At 65.4% G+C, this 18510-nt stretch carries 17 protein-coding genes; 6 read left to right on the plus strand and 11 right to left on the minus strand.

What is annotated here, in order from left to right:
• Positions 1–169: 169 nt before the first annotated feature.
• Complete coding sequence (locus CJ177_RS32965; RefSeq protein WP_095869549.1) at positions 170–1138, plus strand: alpha/beta hydrolase; 969 nt, start codon at positions 170–172, stop codon at positions 1136–1138.
• Between the two features lie 183 nt (positions 1139–1321).
• Here CJ177_RS32965 and CJ177_RS32970 read toward each other — a convergent pair whose 3' ends face one another.
• The 5 genes from CJ177_RS32970 to CJ177_RS32990 form a co-directional block, all read right to left on the minus strand.
• Complete coding sequence (locus CJ177_RS32970) at positions 1322–2650, minus strand: FAD-binding oxidoreductase (protein ID WP_095869550.1); 1329 nt, start codon at positions 2648–2650, stop codon at positions 1322–1324.
• A gap of 371 nt (positions 2651–3021) precedes the next feature.
• Entirely contained in the window at positions 3022–4005 is a 984-nt protein-coding gene (locus CJ177_RS32975) for a hypothetical protein (RefSeq protein ID WP_095869551.1), read from the minus strand.
• 9 nt (positions 4006–4014) lie between these two features.
• Entirely contained in the window at positions 4015–4416 is a 402-nt protein-coding gene (locus CJ177_RS32980) for a RidA family protein (RefSeq protein WP_005570157.1), read from the minus strand.
• A gap of 28 nt (positions 4417–4444) precedes the next feature.
• Positions 4445–5278, minus strand: coding sequence for a phytanoyl-CoA dioxygenase family protein (locus tag CJ177_RS32985; protein ID WP_095869552.1), 834 nt, complete (start codon positions 5276–5278; stop codon positions 4445–4447).
• A 628-nt stretch (positions 5279–5906) separates the two neighbouring features.
• Entirely contained in the window at positions 5907–6341 is a 435-nt protein-coding gene (locus tag CJ177_RS32990; protein ID WP_095869553.1) for an acyl-CoA thioesterase, read from the minus strand.
• 259 nt (positions 6342–6600) lie between these two features.
• On the opposite strand from CJ177_RS32990, the gene CJ177_RS32995 reads away from it, so the two are divergent.
• Entirely contained in the window at positions 6601–8019 is a 1419-nt protein-coding gene (locus tag CJ177_RS32995; RefSeq protein WP_257014791.1) for an MFS transporter, read from the plus strand.
• Positions 8020–8166: 147 nt separating this feature from the next.
• The gene (locus tag CJ177_RS33000; RefSeq protein ID WP_095869555.1) at positions 8167–8811 is read left to right on the plus strand and encodes a TetR/AcrR family transcriptional regulator; all 645 of its coding nucleotides are present in this window, start codon (positions 8167–8169) and stop codon (positions 8809–8811) included.
• 726 nt (positions 8812–9537) lie between these two features.
• Here CJ177_RS33000 and CJ177_RS47580 read toward each other — a convergent pair.
• Positions 9538–9690 (minus strand): hypothetical protein, encoded by a 153-nt coding sequence (locus CJ177_RS47580; protein WP_005570150.1) that lies wholly within the window; start codon positions 9688–9690, stop codon positions 9538–9540.
• Positions 9691–9942: 252 nt separating this feature from the next.
• Between CJ177_RS47580 and CJ177_RS33005 the strand changes: the two genes are divergently transcribed.
• Complete coding sequence (locus tag CJ177_RS33005) at positions 9943–10587, plus strand: PAS and ANTAR domain-containing protein (protein WP_095869556.1); 645 nt, start codon at positions 9943–9945, stop codon at positions 10585–10587.
• Between the two features lie 72 nt (positions 10588–10659).
• On the opposite strand, the gene CJ177_RS33010 is transcribed toward CJ177_RS33005, so the two are convergent.
• A complete protein-coding gene (locus tag CJ177_RS33010) occupies positions 10660–10914 on the minus strand; it encodes a hypothetical protein (RefSeq protein WP_095869557.1) in 255 nt (84 codons plus the stop codon).
• Positions 10915–11445: 531 nt separating this feature from the next.
• Between CJ177_RS33010 and CJ177_RS33015 the strand changes: the two genes are divergently transcribed.
• Positions 11446–13152, plus strand: coding sequence for a DEAD/DEAH box helicase family protein (locus CJ177_RS33015; RefSeq protein ID WP_095869558.1), 1707 nt, complete (start codon positions 11446–11448; stop codon positions 13150–13152).
• Between the two features lie 328 nt (positions 13153–13480).
• Here the strand turns inward: CJ177_RS33015 and CJ177_RS33020 are convergent, their stop codons facing one another.
• From CJ177_RS33020 to CJ177_RS33035, 3 genes are all read right to left on the minus strand, one after another.
• Positions 13481–16456 (minus strand): UPF0182 family protein, encoded by a 2976-nt coding sequence (locus CJ177_RS33020; protein WP_179443338.1) that lies wholly within the window; start codon positions 16454–16456, stop codon positions 13481–13483.
• Between the two features lie 667 nt (positions 16457–17123).
• Positions 17124–17384: a Txe/YoeB family addiction module toxin gene (locus tag CJ177_RS33030; protein WP_009472328.1), complete on the minus strand. Its 261-nt coding sequence runs from the start codon at positions 17382–17384 to the stop codon at positions 17124–17126.
• A complete protein-coding gene (locus tag CJ177_RS33035; protein ID WP_005569061.1) occupies positions 17381–17632 on the minus strand; it encodes a type II toxin-antitoxin system Phd/YefM family antitoxin in 252 nt (83 codons plus the stop codon). The genes CJ177_RS33030 and CJ177_RS33035 overlap by 4 nt, the downstream gene beginning before the upstream one ends.
• Here CJ177_RS33035 and CJ177_RS48605 point away from each other — a divergent pair.
• Positions 17531–17854, plus strand: a complete 324-nt coding sequence (locus tag CJ177_RS48605; protein ID WP_257014793.1) for an excalibur calcium-binding domain-containing protein — start codon at positions 17531–17533, stop codon at positions 17852–17854. The genes CJ177_RS33035 and CJ177_RS48605 overlap by 102 nt on opposite strands.
• Before the next feature lie 46 nt (positions 17855–17900).
• Here CJ177_RS48605 and CJ177_RS33045 read toward each other — a convergent pair whose 3' ends face one another.
• Positions 17901–18341, minus strand: coding sequence for a hypothetical protein (locus CJ177_RS33045; RefSeq protein ID WP_095869561.1), 441 nt, complete (start codon positions 18339–18341; stop codon positions 17901–17903).
• Between the last annotated feature and the right edge of the window lie 169 nt (positions 18342–18510).

Consider the following 18510-nt stretch of genomic DNA (forward strand, 5'->3'; position numbering starts at 1 on the left):
CGTCGTTTCGGTCATCCTTCTGTCCTTTCGATTCGACGAGATCGTGTGCGCGGTACACCCGTCAGCAGCGGATCCCAATGGAAAACGTGTCACTGTCAAACGACTGGATCACGTGACTATGATGGTGAGGCACAGATCACTACTTGTCAACGACTTGCGAGGTTTCCCATTGAACGACGACGCTCCCACCTGGTGGAATCTGCTCGACGACCAGGCTCAGACCGTGGCCCAGATGATCACCCGCGTGCTGCAGAAACCCATTCGTGAGCTGGGACCGGAACAGACCCGAGCGCTCTTGAACACGGCATCACCCGCCGAGCCGATCACGCCGCTGGACCATGTCGAACAACTGACCGTGCCGACCCGTGCGGGTTCGATCCGGGCTCGCCTGTACCGCGCGGACAGTGCCGGTGCGAAGGGCAACAGTCCTGCTCTGGTCTACCTGCATGGCGGAGGTTTCGTCCTGGGGACCCTGGACGGGGCCGACGAGCTGTGCCGCGCGATCGCCGCCGGATCCGGATGGACGGTCGTGTCACTGGACTACCGCCTGGCTCCCGAAAACCCCTACCCGGCCGCGTTGGAAGACTGCGTCGACGCGTACGCGTGGCTGAGCCGGACAGCATCGGAGATCGGTATCGATCCGGGCTACATCGCCGTCGGGGGCGACTCCGCGGGCGGCAATCTCGCAGCCGCCCTGTGCCTGTACCGACGCGACGAGCACAGCACCCTCCCTGTGACGCAAGTACTCGCCTACCCCGCCGTCGACGAGACATTCACCGCGTCGTCGTGGTCGGAATTCGCCGACGCACCGATGCTGAGCGCCGCGGACGCCCGCTGGTTCTGGGAGCAATACGTCGGCGAGCACCACTCGGGCGGCGACCATCTCGCCGCACCGATGCGCGCCGAGTCGCTGCGCGGTCTGCCGCCTGCCCTGATCCTGACCGCGGAGGTCGACCCGATCAGGGACGACGCCGAGGCCTACGCGGCACAGTTGGGGCGCGACGGCGTACCCGTCTCGCTGACCAGGTATGCCGGCGTCTTCCACGGCTTTGTCACCGAGATCGGCGCGTTCGCTCAGGCCAAGCAAGCGATCGACGAGGTGTGCCTGCACCTGCGCGCGGTCCGAGACGGGGGTTAGTCGTCGACGACTGGGGCCGCGGTCACCCGACCGACAGCCAGCGGCACAACGCCAAGCGCCGCCGACGGCTGATATTCAAGTCTCGCAGCGCGCCGAACACCACGCATGGACCCAGTCGCGACCTCTGGACCAGCCGGTTCGGTTTGTCGCGAGCTCGGGGGCCCGCCCCGCGACGACCATCCACTAACGGCCCGCGCGGCGGTCGCCGATCCGGTCCGCCAGCCACGCCGCCCGCAGCACCGGGTTGTGCAGGTACAGCGAACGGGGGAAGTGGTTCTCCGACTCCCACCACGGCATTATGTCCGGGTGGATTTCGTCGGTGGTGAGGCGATCGGCGAGGAGGCTACCGAGGTAGGGTGCCTGGCCGAGCCCGTGACCGTTGCAACCGATCGCGTAGTAGACGTTCTTCGACGCCTTACCGGCCACGGGCGCCCGCGAGGACGTCATGGCGATCCAGCCACCCCAGGTCTTGGTCACGGGCACATCACGCAGCGACGGGAACCGCGCACGGAAGGCATCGGTGAGGTCGGCCACCACTACGGGATCGGAGATGCGGTCGGAAATCGGGTTCTTCCCGATCTGCAGCCGACGTACCCCGACGGCGATCGTGTTGGTCGGGGTGACGTGATAGCTCTCCATTACGTTGTGCTTGGTCGCCAAGCCCGAACGGCTCGTCCAGCCCGTCGCCTCGATACGCTCGCGCTCGACCGGTGCGGTCTCGATCATGTTGACCCACACCGGCCGCGACAGCCGCTGCGGCGTGATCGCGAGTTCGGGCGCCCACGCATTGTTGGCCAGCACCACCTTCTTCGCGCGCACCCGGCCGAGCGGGGTAGTCACCGTTGCGCCGGAACCGATGTCGTCCACCGACTGTGCGGGCGATTGCTCGAATACCCGCACCCCCGATTCCAGCAGGGCCGCCCGGAGACCGAGGGTGAACATGCCGGGGTTCATCGTGCCGCCGGCGGGGGTCAGCAGGCCGCCGAGGAAGGTGTCGGGCAGGCCGAGTTCGTGCTGGTCCCCGAATTGCAGTGTCGCACCGGCGTCGGACAGCGCTTGCGCGTCGCGTAGCGCCTTGCGCATCTGCCCCTTGGTGACTGCCGCCCCGACATTGCCGACCGCTTCGTAGTCGCACTCGATACCGAGCTGTTTGATCAGGTCCTCCGCGAACTGCACCGACGACCCGGCGAATCGGACCAGGTCACGCAGCAGCTGCGGGTTTACCTTCGCCAGGATCTGGGGCTCACCGGTCGGTTTGGCCGAGATCTGTCCGGCATTGCGCGAACTCGCCCCATAGCCGCAAAAATCCGATTCGAGCAGGACGACATCGACGCCGCGCTCGGCCAGTCGCAGCGCGGTCGCCATGCCGCCGAGACCGCCGCCGATTACGGCGACGTCACAGCTGATCGTGGCGTCCAGTGGTGCGGTGAGGTCGGTGGGCCGGTCGACCCAGCCGGTGAAAGTGGTGTATCTGGTGTCGGCGTCTTCGGCCGGTAGCGAACTCCCGTTCATGATGCACTCCTTGTGTTTCGGATGGAACCTAGAGACCCATGCCTTTGGCGATGATCGAGCGCATGACTTCGCTGGTGCCGCCGCGATTGTCGGCGTAGAGCGGGCAATCGTGGTTTGTGCCGTCGGCCGGGCGTGTTCGGTGATGTACGGCAGGCACAGATGTGCACTGGCGATCCACCGAACGTGACTCCGGCCCTGGCCAACTCCTTGGCTACTCTGCGATAGAAGTCCCTCGGCACGATGCCTGCGACGAGCCACTCGCCGAAGACCGGCACGACCTCGGCGTCGATGAAGGCGCGGGCGGTCTTTCGAAGGCTTCGTGGTCGTCGTAGTTCGCGCGGCGCACAGCGCCCACGCCTTACCTTGTTGGTTCAGATACCGAGTTGCATGGGGGTGTGCTGGCCGCCCGGCAGCGCCCCGAGCGCGCCGACGGCGTGCACGATGCGTGCGGCGGTACCCGGGTAGGGATCGAGTGCCGGGGTGATGCTCAGGGTGCACTCGGAGCCGTCGCCGCCGATCGCGGTGACCGTCAACGAGCGCTCGTAGCCCTCGAAAGACCCCTTGGGCAGTCCCTTCCATGCGATGCGGACGCGTTCGCGACCGTCGTGGACCACCATCGCGGCCTCGTCGAAACCCACCCTGTCGCCCGGGCTGATCTGGATGCCCGCCACCTCGGTGGCGGCGTCGGCTGTGACGTATCCGCCGTACACCTTCGACTCGTACCCGGTGAGGCCGAGGACATCGTCGATCATCTCCGCGGATTCGTGCAGTACCCCGCCCACAGGACCGGGTTGACCGTCTGCGAGTGTGCCGAGGCCCATTTCGTCGGCAAGGACGCCTCGGCCCCACGCGGCGATGTCGGAGCAGGACTCGCCGATGATCGAGACCGGCGCGGGCAGCGCGCTGCTCAGCAGCGCAGGCAGCACGTCGAGCCAGAATCCAGGCAGCATGCCGGTGCCGACGATGCGCGCGCCGGTTCCCTCGGCGCGCGTCTGCAACCGCGAGTACATCTCGGGATCGAGCTTGACCCGGGGATGGACGAAGCAGGCGTGTACGAGGTCGACACCGGCATCGGCGCACAGTTCCATCGCCCGGTGCAGGACTTTGCCTTTCAGGCCGGCGTAGGCCAGGACGTCGAAGTCGCCGGAGCGGATCGCGCCCTCGAGGTCGGTGGTCGCCGTGATCCCGGTGGCTCGACCCCCGGTGAGTGTGCCGATGTCCTGGCCGGCCTGCTCGTCGAAGAAGACGATGGCGGTGGTCAGCGTGTGCGGGCTCGCCTCGATGGCGCCGACGAGCTGGGCGGCGGCGCGTCCGGTTCCGTAGAGTCCGACCCGGCGTGACTGCGTCGAATTCATTACCGCTCCTCAGTCGTTGGCATAGGCGACGACGCGGACTTCACACAGCAGCTCCGGGCGGGCGAGGTGTGTGACTCCGATGCCGGTCCAGCAGGGATACGGTTCCTTGATGTATTCGTCCTTGACCCGGCCGAAAGTTTCACCGTCACGGGCCATATCGGTGTGATAGGTGAGCAGTTCGAGAATGTTGTCCATCGAGGACCCGGCCGCTTCGAGGGCCTGCTTGACGCCGTCGAACGCGAACCGGGCCTGGGCCTCGATGCCGTCGGCGGGCGCCGAGGTGGCCGGGTCGATCCCGACCTGACCGGACACCCAGATCAGGTCACCGACGCGGGTGGCCGTCGAGAAATGCAGGTCATTGTGGTAACGCTCTGCACGCGGTCCGGGATTGAAGTTCTGACGCTTCGACATCGGGAAAGGTCTCCTGTTCTGGGATGGATTAGACGAGCTGCTGGAACACCGGCGAGCGGAACGCGTCGCCGGCGTTCAGCTTCGCCATCTCGTCGGTGAACAGCACGCCGTTGCGCGCGTAGCGCGGGTTCGACTTCGGCAGTTCGCGGAACGTCGCGTCGTCACCGAAGAATCGCAGCACCAGGGTGTGGCGATGGGGGCACTCGGCGTCGACGGCGGCGCCGCCGTGCAGCGAGCGGGGGTGCAGGAACACCACGTCGCCGGGGTTGACTTCGAACGAGACGAGATCCCAGGAGTTCGGGTCCTTTTCCAGGTCCTTGTCGATCCACGGCAGCCGCGGCAGCGATCCGTCGCCGTACAGCGGTTCGGTGGGATCGTCGGCGTTGGCGAAGCTGGCACCGTCGTACTCGATGCCCTTCCAGCTGCCACGCACGATTTCCAGCGAGTTCTTCTTGGGGACATGCTGGAACGAGATCCAGGCGTTGCCCCAGTCCGGGCCCGCCCACGGCAGGTTCGAGGTGTCCTGGTGAAATGGGCCGCGACCGCTCGCGCCGTTCTCCTTCACGAACACCTCTTCGGCGTAGTACCAGACGTGCTCGGAGTCCCACAGCTCGGCGAAGAATTCGCCGAACGGAAGCCTGGTCATCAGTTCGTCGAGCCGTTCCTTGGCGGCCGGGTTGGCGTTGTCGATGTGGGTTTGCAGGCTCGTGCCGTCGAGACGACGGAAGACGAACGGGCCCGGGTTGGCCACATTCCACTTGAAGACCTCGTACAGCTCCGCGAGCTGTTCCGGGTTGAGGAAGTTGCGGACAACGGTAGCGCCGTCTTCCCAGAAGGCCTTCTTGACGGATTCGTCGATCATGGGGGTCTCCTAATTTCCTAGTGGGTGACGCAGACCACGCTAACCGCTAGGCAATATTTGCACAACAGTCGTTTTGTAAATGGCCTACGGGGTAAAAATCGTCCCGGCCCGCCCACTGCCAAAGGCGCTGACATCTCGAGCGGATACAGCGCGTGCTCCACGCAGACGACCTCCGTGGGCGGGCGCGATCACCTCAACCAGATCGGCGCGGGGCCCGCCAGGCCATCTCGGCGTCGTCGGCCACCAGACACCTTGCAGCCCAGGGCGCGCCACGGCCGACATCGCGCACAATCTACGCAGCCGAGCCTGAACGAGTGATCGGCCGGGACCGAAGCGACGGCTCACAGCTGGCATCGGCTCCGGTGCCTGCGAGTTCGACCTCGCCCGAACCCGACACCCACACATTTACGGTGTTACGGCGCCGAACTGAGAGAAGGGCTGAGGTCGCCGATTCCTCGGTGAGTCGCACGATCACCGCCGAGCCCTCGGACAAGATTTCGGTGAACCCCCCCAGACAGCAGAAAGAACGGGTCGGCGATGGCAGTCATTGTTCGGCCCCACATCGTGGCGACCGAATCGGAATCCCTGGTGCGCAGATCACTGCGGTAAACCAGGACGGTTTGCACAACTATGTTGTCAGAAATTTCGGGGCCCCGTGAGCTGGCGCTATTTCGCGAGTGAGCGCCGCCCTCTCCTCACCGGTCAGTGGGCGGCCGACCGCCTGGTCCTGATCCCAGGCGACGATCACGCTGACAGCTTCGACCACCACCGTGCCCGAATTGGTCGTCAGTCGCTCGTGCAGCCGGATGCTCGACGAGCCGACATGCTCCACCGCGAACGAGCCGCAGAGCACCCGTTCGCCAAGTGAGGCGGGGGCCCGGAAGTCCAGCTCGAGCCGGGCGACGACATACCCCCAGTCTGGAACCAGGGAGCCGACGACGCTGTCGAGCCAGCGGCCGCGGCCATCGTCGAGGATTGCCACCAGGGCCATGTGCGAGACGTGCCGATAGGCATCGACGTCGTTCCAACGCAACGGAATTCCGATGGCCTGCGATGTGTCCATCCACCTCACCTGCTCACTTTCTCAGGGTCCGCCCGCCGACCAGCTCATGACGGGCCGGCCTCCGCGGCCGGCAACTCGGAGTTTACATAACCACTGTTGCGTTAATCATGGTGAGTCGATAATGTGGCGTGCGTCACCCTAAGAGCAGAGGGCCGGAGCCCCGGCGAGGGAGACCGTTCCGCTCGCAGGCGTCCCCCACGTGTCGACGCCTCCATCCCCATCACACCGCGACGGTGTGATCGACATCAGTGAGCACACCTTGACACAGCAGCCCACCACTTCCGACCGTGTCAGCCCACCCCTGTACGGGCCCGAAATCGTCGCCCGACTGGACCGGCTCCCGGTATTGAAACCACACATCCTGTGGATTGCCCTGATCGCGATCAATCTGATGATCGAGTATTACGACAACGGGCTTTTCATCTACATCGCACCGGCACTGCAATCCGACGCGGATCTCACCACCGGCCAGATCGGCACCATCGGCAGCGCTTTCTTCGTCGGCATGCTCGTCGGCGCGCTCATCGGCGGGCGACTGGCCGACCGGTTCGGACGCCGCACGGTGCTGGTGTGGGCGACAGTGGTCTACTCCCTCGCCTCACTGATGTCGGCGGCAATGCCCGAATACTCCTGGCTCCTGGTCTCCCGGATCATCACCGGCATAGGTGTGCAGGCGGCGACCTCGGTCTTGCTCGTGTACATCGCCGAGATGTTCCCGTCGAAATCGCGGGGACGCTTCGTCGCCATCGCCACGATCGCCTTCACTCTCACTGCCCCTATCCTCGGCGCCCTGTCGCTGTACATGCTGCCCAACAGCGCGCCGGGAACCTGGCGCTACCTGTTCCTCTTCGGCACAATCGGCTTGCTCATCGCCCCCGCCGTCCGTCTGTTGCTCCCGGAATCGGTGCGCTGGCAGGTCGAACAAGGAGATCTCGACGCCGCCGACAAGCAGGTCGCCGACCTCGAAGGCAGGGCCCGGCACGCCGGTAAACCGCTGCCGGAGCCCGTCGTACGCATCGAAACCGGCACCCAATACACCCTGCGCGAACTGGTGCGAAACAAGAAAATGCTCCGGCTGGTCGCCGTCGTCGGCTTCGGTTGGTTCGGCGCCACGCTCGGGCTCTACATGTATCAGAATTGGTCGGTCTATGTGCTAATCGATTCGCTGCAATACTCCGAGACCGACGCCTACACACTCCAATTCGTCTGGTCGCTCGTGTATGCGCTCACTCCACTAGTCACCGTATTGCTGATCGACCGGATGGAGCGTAAAACGCTCATTCTCTGGTCGTCGGCGGCTTCGGCGCTCCCGATCCTGGCGCTCGGCCTCGCTACCAGCAATGTCGTGGTCGCCATCGCGGGCGGCGCCGCGGGCATTCTCACCGGTGTCGTGTTTTCCGTCTATTACGCCTACATTCCCGAAACAATGCCCACCGAGGCCCGAGGTCTGGGCACCGGCGTCATTTTCAGTCTCGGCCGACTGGGTGGCGTTCTCTCGGGCGTGCTCGGCGCCGCCATCTACAGCGCAGACGAATGGGGTCTCGACCGGTCGGGCCTGATGATCAGCGCAGCCGCGGTGTACATCGTGTCCGCGATCACGGTGTTCGGGTTCGGCCCGAAGACGGCCAACAAGTCGTTGGAAGAAGTCTCGGCGTGCGAGTTGCGACCTGCCGACTGACCACAGTCGCGTACGAGCGGGCCGCCCGGTCTGGAAAGGCCCGGCGGCCCGTTGTCGCCAGGAACCGAAACCACGTTGGAAGGCTGCTCGGCACCGTGCAGATGCCTGCGGGTCGATCCAGGGCGGCGTCGATGTGATGATGGGACCATGCTGACGCAGACGAACGACCCGGATGGTGCCGAACACACGGCACGCCCGATGCGAGGACCCGGGCGCCCGGTAGGCGATCACGAGGAGAAGAGGGCGGAGCTGCTCAGAGCGGCAACCAGCGTCATCGCCGAGCAGGGGTTCGCCAGAGCGTCGCTTCGAAAAGTCGCCGAACGCGCTGGATATACGACGGGGGCGGTGACCTACTATTTCGCCAACAAGAGCGACCTCGTCCACGCGCTCGCGGAAAGCCGCTTCGACCGGTACGACACACTGCTCGACGCCGTCGCACCGGAGGCAGACATTCGTGGACTGCTGCAGCAATGGCTGGAAATGTCGGTCGGGGAACCGGAATTCTCCCATGTGATGTCGCAACTGCTGGCCAATACGCAATTCGACGCGAAATTGCGGGAGACCATCGCTCGGCGATACGCGAGTTATCGTGCGCGCTTCGCCGACGTTGTCCGGGAAGGCCAGCGGCGCGGCACGATCCGCGATGACGTATCCGCGGTGATCCTCGTCGATCAAATCGGGGCGATGGGTGACGGGTTGGCGATCATCGCCCCCCTCGAGCCCCACAACTTCGGCGCAGACAAGATCGAGCAGATACTCGATGGGGTGATCCGGCTCATCTCTCCGCCGTAGCGGCGATGAGCCGGATCGAATTCAGCCGCGGCGCAGTTCGTGCTCGAGGACCTTGCCGGTGGCGCCCCTCGGGAGCTCGGCAACCAGTGGAACGTACAGGGAGACTTGTAGCGGCCGGTACTGATTGGCGTACTCGGTCAGCGCCTGCCCGTCGGACGGCGCTGCCGGACTTCAGCATCACGAAGGGCTCGACCCTCCTCGCCGAGTATCCTGCGCCAACGAATCGTTGAAAGCCGAGGCTTGGACCTGGGGTGAGAATTTCAAGTGGCGCCCTGGTCTTGGTCAACTCTGCTCTGCCGGAATCGGAATGGCCCGAACCGCGGATTCTCACGGTCGGGTTATCAGAGGATCCCGCGATCTCGTCAATATTCTCGACCTCCAGGTCGACCGTGGCGTTTGTCGACAACCAGAGAAACGCTCGGACCTGAGCCAACTTGCAGGATTAGACATCCTTGCTGACACCAATTTGAGAAACTGCCACGCTGCTGACACGAAATCGAGACGACTGACATCGAACTCGAGAACCTACACCACCTCCAACAAACCTTCGTCCTGGTCTCGAGTGCTCCGTGTCACTCATGGTGTGCGCACTAGGCACGATAATTTCACGCCGTTCAGTGCCGAGAGCGGGACTGCTCGTCGGTCTGCATCGCCAGCACTACAGCGAACGCGGTGATCAGCAAACCCAGCAGAAGCAGCACATTCATTTTTGTCGCCCTTAATGTGTCAGCGTGGACCCGTCTGGTGGACCGGTCGTCGGTCGTCGGCATACATGGCCTCGATCCTCGCTTTGATCTCCGCGGTGCTCATGCCGCCGCTGCGCCGCACCGGCGGCGGCGAGGTGATCGAAGACGCCGGAATCATCGAGGCTGTGGTCATGCGCGCCCTGCCTTTCATCGTGTCTGCGGACTCGGCACACCCTGTTGGTGTGCACCTCCGTCACAGTGATGTGACTCGCTTCACATTTTCTGCTGTCAAGGTTGTACCTCACCGACCCTGTCGGCGCCAACCCTTCCCTGCCGCAGCACAGTTGACGCCTTCTGCGCCGCCGAGTCGCGACGCGGCCGGAGGCCGTCTCGGCCACGGGACCACGGCAACTCTCCGGCTACCGCGATGCGCTAGAAATAGGACGTGAACTCAGAGCAGGTATTCGGTGGGGAACCGCAGCGGGTGGGCAGTTTTCGATTCTTCCTGGACGGGCAGCGGTGGGAATGGTCCGATGCCGTCGCCCGGATGCACGGGTACCAGCCAGGTGAGATCGTCCCGACCACCGAACTGCTGCTCTCCCACAAACACCCCGAGGACCACCCGAATGTCGCGCGGCTACTGGACCGGATGATCAGCGCCGCCGAACCCTTCAGCAGCACACACCGCATCCTCGACACCACCGGCAACGTCCACCAGGTCGTCGTCGTCGGCGACCGGTTGCGCGACGACACCGGTGCCGTGGTCGGCACAACCGGGTTCTACATCGACCTCACCGACTCCTACCGCGACGAAGTGAAGGAGTCGGTCGACGAAGCTGTCGCCGAACTCGAACAGTCACGGGCGGTGATCGAGCAGGCCAAGGGAGCGCTGATGCTGGTCTACGGTATCTCCGCCGACCGGGCGTTCGACATCCTCATCTGGCGCTCCCAGCAGACTAACACCCGGCTACGCATCCTCGCCGAACAGATCGTCGCCGGATTCGGCCAGTGCGAATCCGGCGCGAGTCTGCGCACCCAGTTCGACCACCTATTGCTCACCGCCCACGAAGGAGCCCCGCGCCCGGTGTAGACGGCGGCCCCGGGGCGGGGGTCGTCACCCCGCAGAACCGGGACCGGAATGTCCGGATCAAGCACACGGACGTCAGGCGCCGTGTCGTATCAGCCGCCAGCCGCGGTGGGCGGCTGCGTAACCGGCGGCCGCGCCGAGGCACGCACTGATAATCAGGCCGGCCACCAGGAACGGGATGGGGTCCACCGATTCCATGCGCCCGGCGCCAGACCCGACGTACCCCGTGGTGAAGCGCACCGGGTACGACAACCACCAGGCGAACAAGCTGGTACACACCAGGCCCGCGCCGAGTCCGAGGGCCGTTCCGATCAGTATCAATGTCCGCACAAGATCAACTTCGCGATCACCAGCTGTGCTGTTACCGCGGCGCCGGCCCGAGTGCCGTGGTAACACCCTCGGCACGGCATATTCCGTCCCACCTGCCCGGAATCGCCGGTCGAGGTGCTCCGAAAGCGATCTGCAGAGCAAAAATTGTCCTCAGCTGGCGTTTTGCCGAGACGCTGCGGACACTGACGGTGAGGAACTCACTCCACTCCCCCGCCGGCACTGCGCCCACCAGAACGATCTGCAGCAACCACCCGTTCGCATGGAGTGCGCGTGCCCGCAGCAGCGGAATCAGGTGTGATTAGTAGCCCCTCTTACGCGTGATTACCGCCAAGTCAGTTCGTGGAGGTACCCAGGCCCGCACCGTTGCTCGCCATAGGTGAACACCCCTCCATTCCCTCCCTCCACTCCATCCCTCCCTCCCCGGTGGCTGACGCCGAGAAATCGCGTGCTGTCGCCGCGGGCGATGGACGGACGGGCCCGGCCCAGGATGGTCGTTGACCTCGACGATTCGTCTTGGAATAGCCTGCACTCATGGCCGCACGGAAGACCACCCAGCGACGCTCCAAGCCCAGACGAGCCAGCGCCGCGCCGCTCATACCCACCCCGGGGCACGGGGAGCGGATCTGGATCCTCGACGTCCCGTACCGGGCGCCCGCGCCCGGTGCCAAGTACTACAAAGCGCTCAAAGCACATGCCTACATCGGCACTCAATTGCCCGACGAACTCACCGTCTACGCGTCGAAACCGTACTCGTACGCTCGCTGGGTCGAAGAGGACCTCAACGGCGTGCGGCAACCGGGCGCTACTGGTTTCCACAAGATCCCGCGGCCCGAACAGGCGGACGCCGCGAAGGCGATCGCGACGGCCTTTCACCACGGCAAGCGCGGATTCCTGTTGGCCGACGAGCCCGGTGTAGGCAAGACCGGCAGCGCAATCCTCGGCGCGAAAGCTGCGCTGAAATTAGGGGGCGGCGACACCGTACTCATCACCGTGGACCGGCCGGCCCAGATCACCATCGCCGCATGGCGCGACGCCCTCGCTGCGTTCGGCGACGGAGGCTATCGGTGGCTGATCATCTCCCCGGACCAGCTCAAGAAGTTACTCGGACGCAACGGCCAACCGAAGTACTCCTTCTCCCTCATCATCAATGACGAGGCACAGCAATTCAGGCACCTCAACGCCCAGCGCACCCAATACCAGCGGCGCATCAACCGCCTCTCCGCATCACCAGAGAAGGCGCCGTTCGTGATCACCGTGACAGCGACGCCGGGTCATCACCCAGGCGAATACACCTACTTGTCTTCGCTTTTCGCGCAACTGCACGATGACCCGCCGGGCGAGTGGGCCGATCTCGGTAAGAAACTGGTCGAGCATGGACTTCCCCTGGCTCCCGGGTGGGACAAGGGCAAATGGGACTGGAACGACCACGCAAAAGGTTCTCAGCGGCTGCAGCATCAGGCCGTCACCCGCGTCCGGACGTGGATGACCGAATCCGACCCGCCCGTCATGATGCATCGCGATGCGCCCTGGGGGCCGCCACCTATCGACGGCCTGCCACTCGACTTCACCGCCACACAATGGGCTGCGTACCACCAGGACTGGAGTGAGTTCCGCAGCGCGATGAGGATCGCCCGCCAGGGGAACGACACCGCCCGCGGCCGTGCCGCTCTGATGCGGTTCCGGCAGAAGGCAGGCATGCTGCGAGCCCCGCAGACCGCCGAGCTGGTAGCCGCACACGTCGAACGCGGCTACCAGGTACTCGTCGCCGTCGAATTGGTCACCACGGCCGCCGACCCGGTAGCCAACCTCCTGGAGGAGCACGGCATTGGCGTCTCACGCATCTTCGGCGGCGGCGATCTCGAGACGGAGCGCATGAGATTTCAACGCGGCCACAACGAGGTCGTGGTGTTCAACACCGCATCTGCGATCAATCTGCAGGCTTCCGAGTTGATGGTCGACGGCTCCCGCGCCTCATCGGCACGTCGCATCGGGTTCTTCCACCAGCCTCGCTACTCCGGAATTGCCGCACGCCAAACGATGGGTCGTGCGCATCGCGACGGGCAGGTTTGCTCGTGGTCACTCCTGTTCGCCGCCGGAACGGTGGAGGAGCAGGCGGCTCGGATCATGATCAATCGGCTCATGGTGACATCAGCCAGTGTCGATGGCGATCTCGGGGCGTTCGGAAAGCTCGCGCGGCTGTTCGACGCAGACTGGCTTCCCGAAAGCATCTTCGAGTAGGAATGATGCCTGGACCAGGGACCTCTGCAATCGAGAGTGAGCGGATGTACATATCCCCCGCAAGTGTGCTCACAGTTGGGTGTCCACCTTGGTGTGGGCCGCCGAGTAACGACACAAGGATGGGTCGCTACCCGATGAGCGGGAGCGCAACCAGACCGAGGATCGGCAGAGAGTTCGCCGCCGTCGATCTTGATCAGTTCGAGGGGCGGAGAGACGGCGATGGTGAACGCGTGCGCGGCCCGCGGGTGGTCCTGGCCGGTCTACAGCCCAGATCCGCAATTTTCCATACGGGACAACGTCATTGCGCGGATCGCGCGGAGGGGATGGGTCAGTGCGGGGTGCCGCCCGCGGCCAGGTAGGTGTCGATGGCCTGTTGCAGGCGGTCCAGGGCCGCGCCGTAGGCGGTGAAGTCGCCGGTGCGTTGCGCCTCGCGCAGGTTGGCCAGGGCGTCGTTGAGTTCGAGGACCGCGGCGGTCAGCTGGTCCGATGCCGCCGGCGGCGGGGCGGGCGGGGCGCCCGGTGGGGGCGGCGCCGGCGGTTGCCCGCCGGTAGGTGGTGGTGTGGTGGCGTCGCCGCCGGGTGCGGTGGCAACGGCGCCGGTGCCGGTGCCGAAGACCTGGTCGAGGGCCTCGGCGAGGGTGGGGGCGTACCCGATCCGCACCCCGCCGGTGCCGGGTTCGCGGTAGCTGACCAGGACCCGGGCCAGCTGCGGGAAGGTGGAACTGTTGGGCGTGCTGGTCAAACGTTCGGTGAACACCGGTTCGACATAGAGGATGCCGCCGTCGGCGATCGGCAGGGTCAGCAGGTTGGCGTAGTAGATCCGGTTGGACCGCTCGAGCAGGGTGCGCTCGGAGGCGACGCGGGTGTCGGAGATCATCGAGTTCTGGGTCTGCCGCGGGCCCTGGGTCTGGGTGTCCGTCGGCAACCGCAGAATGTCGATCCTGCCGTAGTTTTCGGGGTCGGAGTGCACCGAGAGGTAGGCGGAGAGGAATTCGCGGTTGAAGCCGACCATGGCGCTGGTGAGTCGGAAGGATGGGGCCGCGGTGTCGGCGTCGCCGACCAGGACGTAGTACGGCGGCTGCTCCCCACCGGTGTCGGCGGTCGGATCGCTGGGCACCGACCAGAACGCGTTGGTGGTGAAGAATTCCCGCGGATCATCGACGTGGTACTTCGCCAGCAGGTCCCGCTGCAGGCGGAACAAATCCTCGGGGTAGCGGAAGTGCGCGCGCAGCTCGGTCGGGATTGCGTTCGGCGGCTGCACGGTGCCGGGGAACACGCTCATCCACGCCCGCAGGACCGGGTCGTTCTCGTCGATCTGGTAGAGGGTGACGGTGCCGTCGTAGGCGTCGACGGTGGCCTTCACCGAGTTCCGCACATAGGACACGTGCTCGGGGGGCGAGGTGCGGCCGGTGTCGGTGACGATCGGCGCGGTGAGTGAGCCGACCTGCGAGTACGGGTAGTGCGCGGCGGTGGTGTAGCCGTCGACGATCCACACGATCCGGCCGCCGACCACCGCCGGATACGGGTTGGAGTCGGTGGTCAGCCACGGGGCGACGTGTTCGACGCGGGTGGCCGGGTCCCGGTTGAAGATGATCTTCGACTCGGGCCCGATGGCGCCGGAGAACAGGATGTTGCGTTCGGCGTACCGGGCGGCGAACGCCAACCGGTTGACCCAACTGCCCACCGGCACCCCACCGGTGCCGGTGTAGGTGTACTGGGCGGTGTCGGTGTCGTACTCGCGCGGCGGCGCACCCTCCGGGCCTCCGACGATGGCGTAGTCCGGGTCCGCTTGCGCGATCACCTCACCGAAGTAGATGCGCGGTTGCTCGACCGGGATCACCTGGTCGCCGCCCGCCTGGGAGGCGATGTCGCTGACCGCGTAGATCGGGTACCCGCTGTCGCTGCTCGCGCTCTGCCCGGCGACATCGCGGACGGCGGCGTTGACCCTGTTGGCGGGGGCGGCGATGAACCCGTTGCCGTGGGTGTAGACGGTGTGCCGGTTGATCCACTGGGTCTGGTTGCCGCTGAGGCTGTTCGGGGAGAGCTCGCGGGCGGCGACGATGTAGTCGGTGAGTTGTCCGTCGATGGTGTAGCGGTCGATGTTGAGGTGCTCGGGGAAGCCGTAGAAGTTCTTCAGCTGTTGCTGCTGGGTGAAGGTGCGCGAGAGCACGGTCGGGTCCAGCAGGCGGGCGTTGGCGATCGTGGTGACGTCGGCGGGAATGTCCCGGGGCGGCCGGGTGCCCACCCCGGGGTAGTCGAGGTAGTCGACCCGGTCCGGGCCGATTCCGTAGGCCTGCCGGGTCGCGGCGATGTTGCGTTCGATGTAGGGGCTCTCCCGGTCGGCGGCATTCGGGCGGACCGAGAACTGCTCGATCAGCGCCGGATAGATTCCGCCGACCAGGATCGCCGAGAGCACCAGCAGTGCCGTGGCCATCGCCGGGATCCGCAGGTCCCGCACCGCGATCGCGGCGAAGAACGCCGCCGCGCACAGCACCGCGATCGCGACCATGATCAACCGGGCCGGCAGCACGGCGTTGATGTCGGTGTACCCGGCGCCGGTGAAAGTCGGTTCCTTCCGGCCGCTCCACAACAAGGAGTACCGGTCGAGCCAGTAGGACGCCGCCTTCAGCGCGATGAACGTGCCCGCGAACACCGCAAGCTGGATGCGCGCCGGCCGGGACACCTCGATGACGTGGTCCTTGCTCGGTGCCAGCCGGATGCCGCCGAACAGGTAGTGGGTTCCCAGGCCGATCAGCAACGCCAGGAACACCGCGATGAACAGCCACGCCAGGATCAGCCGGTAGAACGGCAGATCGAAGACGTAGAAGCCGATGTCGTACCCGAACTCTGCGTCCACGGTGCCAAACGCGCCGCCGTGCAAGAACAGGTGCACCGTCTCCCAACTCGCCTGCGCGTGCAGCCCGAACGGCAGCGCCAGCAGCAATGCGATCCCCACCGTGAACGACCGCGTACGGCGCGACACCACCTCCCGGTACCGCTCGACCGGATCCTTCGCCGTGCTCGCGCCCGAGGCCGCGAACAGTGGGCGGGACCGGTACGCCCACACCACGGCCGCGAAGATCACCGCACCCACCAGCAGCGTCACCGCCGTGAACAGGATCAGGCGGGTGACCAGGACCGTCCCCCACACGCGACGGTAACCAACCTCACCGAACCACAGCCAATCGGTATACCCCACGACCAGACGCGGCCCGATCACCAGCAACGCAATGAGCGCCATCGTCACCATGATCATGACCCGGGCCCGCCGCGGCAGCGCCCGCATCCGGTCGGACGGTTGCATGGCCACCTCCCACGGGTCGGCTCACGAGCAGCCCCGCCGCGGACCACCTCGCCCGATCCAGCGAAGGCGTTCGTATCACCCCATTCTATTTCTATGCGGCGCCGGGCTCATCCTGGCCGGCGAGCACTCGGCATCGGATTGGGCGAAGTGGACCCGCGAGTGGAGCGTCGCCGGGTTCGAGGGCGTGGCTCGTCGCCGGTTCCTCCTCGGCCGACGACACATTGCTCCTCCGGGGCGTCGCGGTGACCGTGATCGGCAGAATCGTGGAAACGACCGTCAAGGGCACCCTGCCCCTCGCCGGCCGAAACACGCCGTCCATGCGCATCAGCTGGCTGCAGCGAGAGCGTCGGTACGGGGAGGCCGTTTCGTCGGCTGAGGTGATGGCCCGTGCAGCGATTCGCGTGGTGCAGGATTCCCCGAAGGTCGTCGAAGCCGATCGTCAGCAGACGCTGCCGATCGGTTCTACCGGTCAGCAGGCCGCGGTCGGTCAGGGCGTCCAGCCCAGCCACCAAGACGTCCCCCAACTCGGCGGGTCGGCCACACCTCAACCACCAATCCTGCCTACTGCGAGCCCTCCCGACACGCGGACAGTCGGAGCGCCATGCCCAGCGGACTAGAACCATTCCGCAGTCGTTGTCGACAAGCCCAGCCGCCGTGGTGAGCGCGATCAGTGTCCGTAGCGGTAACGGCAGGCAGCAATGCGGATCTGATCATCGACAATTTTATAAACCAGCCGGTGCTCATCGGTGATACGCCGGGACCAGTAGCCCTGAAAACCGTGCTTGAGGGGCTCGGGCTTGCCGATTCCGTCGTTCCCGTTGCGTTCGACATCCTTGAGTAGTGTGTCGATCCGCTTGACGATCTTCCGATCCTGCGCCTGCCACCAGACGTAGTCCTCCCACGCAGACTCGTCCCAGACAAGTTTCATTCAGCCAGATCCCGGACAGTTCCCCCGCCGGACTCCAACCGATCGATCGACGCCAACAGCCGGCGGGCGTTCTCCGGACTCCTGAGCAAGTATGCCGTTTCCTTCAACGACTCATAGTCGTCGAGCGAAACCATCACCACCGGCTCGTGACCCGCCCGCGTGATGACGATTTCTTCCCGGTCATCGACGACGGCGTTGAGGACCTCGGCGTACCGCGCGCGAGACTCCGAGTAGGTCATGGTTCGCATGAGCACACCTCCGATATTACGTACAAAAAATTGTACGCAACCCGACATACTTCCGCAGTCCAAGGGGACGACCGGTGTTCGCCGACGACTTCGACGACACGGTTCAGCTTCGCGTCCTGCGCCGAGGCAAATGCAGCCGGTGCGGCGCCGATCTACCAAGGCGAGCCCGGCTACTCGACGAAACTCGACCGGGACAAGGACGGTATCGTCTGCGACAAGTGATGCGGGGTCAACATCGTCGACGTCGTGCCGTGTTCGACGGTGCGGGTCACAGGGGGCACAGGGTTTGCCGGGTCCGGTTCCAGAACGGAAACAGTTCGGGGCTGCCGGCGTCCGGGTGTTGCCGTTGCGCCTGTTCGATGAATTCGAGGACCGTCTTTCCGGTGGTGTGCGAGAGTGCGCAGGCGTCCAGACTCAGCTTCGCCGACGCCACGAACCCGATCCGCTCGGCGTACGGGCCCAGGACCCCGGAATCGACGAACGGAGCGAGGCCTGGCCCCCACCGGTTGAAGGCGGACTGCAACCCGAAATCACAGGGCTGCCCGAAGAGTTCACTGCACGTCGTCGGCCGGCCGTGGACCATGACCGCGGTATCGGGCAGCGGGCGCGGCGGCTCGGGCGGGTGCGGTCGCGACGCGACCGCCCACACCACCAGCACCGCGGCGCCGACCACCAGGCACACCAGCACCGCCTTCAGGACCTGCTTCATCGCTCACTCACCTCGTCACACACCTTCATTGCACCACTCCTGCCCTGCGGCCGACCCGAAAAACCGGTGGACGGCAACGAGAAGGCCGGAACGCGAGCGCTGTCGTGGGTCATCGGCGGGGTATATGCGTAGATCCACCTCATAGAGGCCGCTACAACCGTGCGCGGCC

Source organism: Rhodococcus sp. ACPA1, from assembly GCF_002300195.1.
GTDB lineage: Bacteria > Actinomycetota > Actinomycetes > Mycobacteriales > Mycobacteriaceae > Rhodococcus_F > Rhodococcus_F opacus.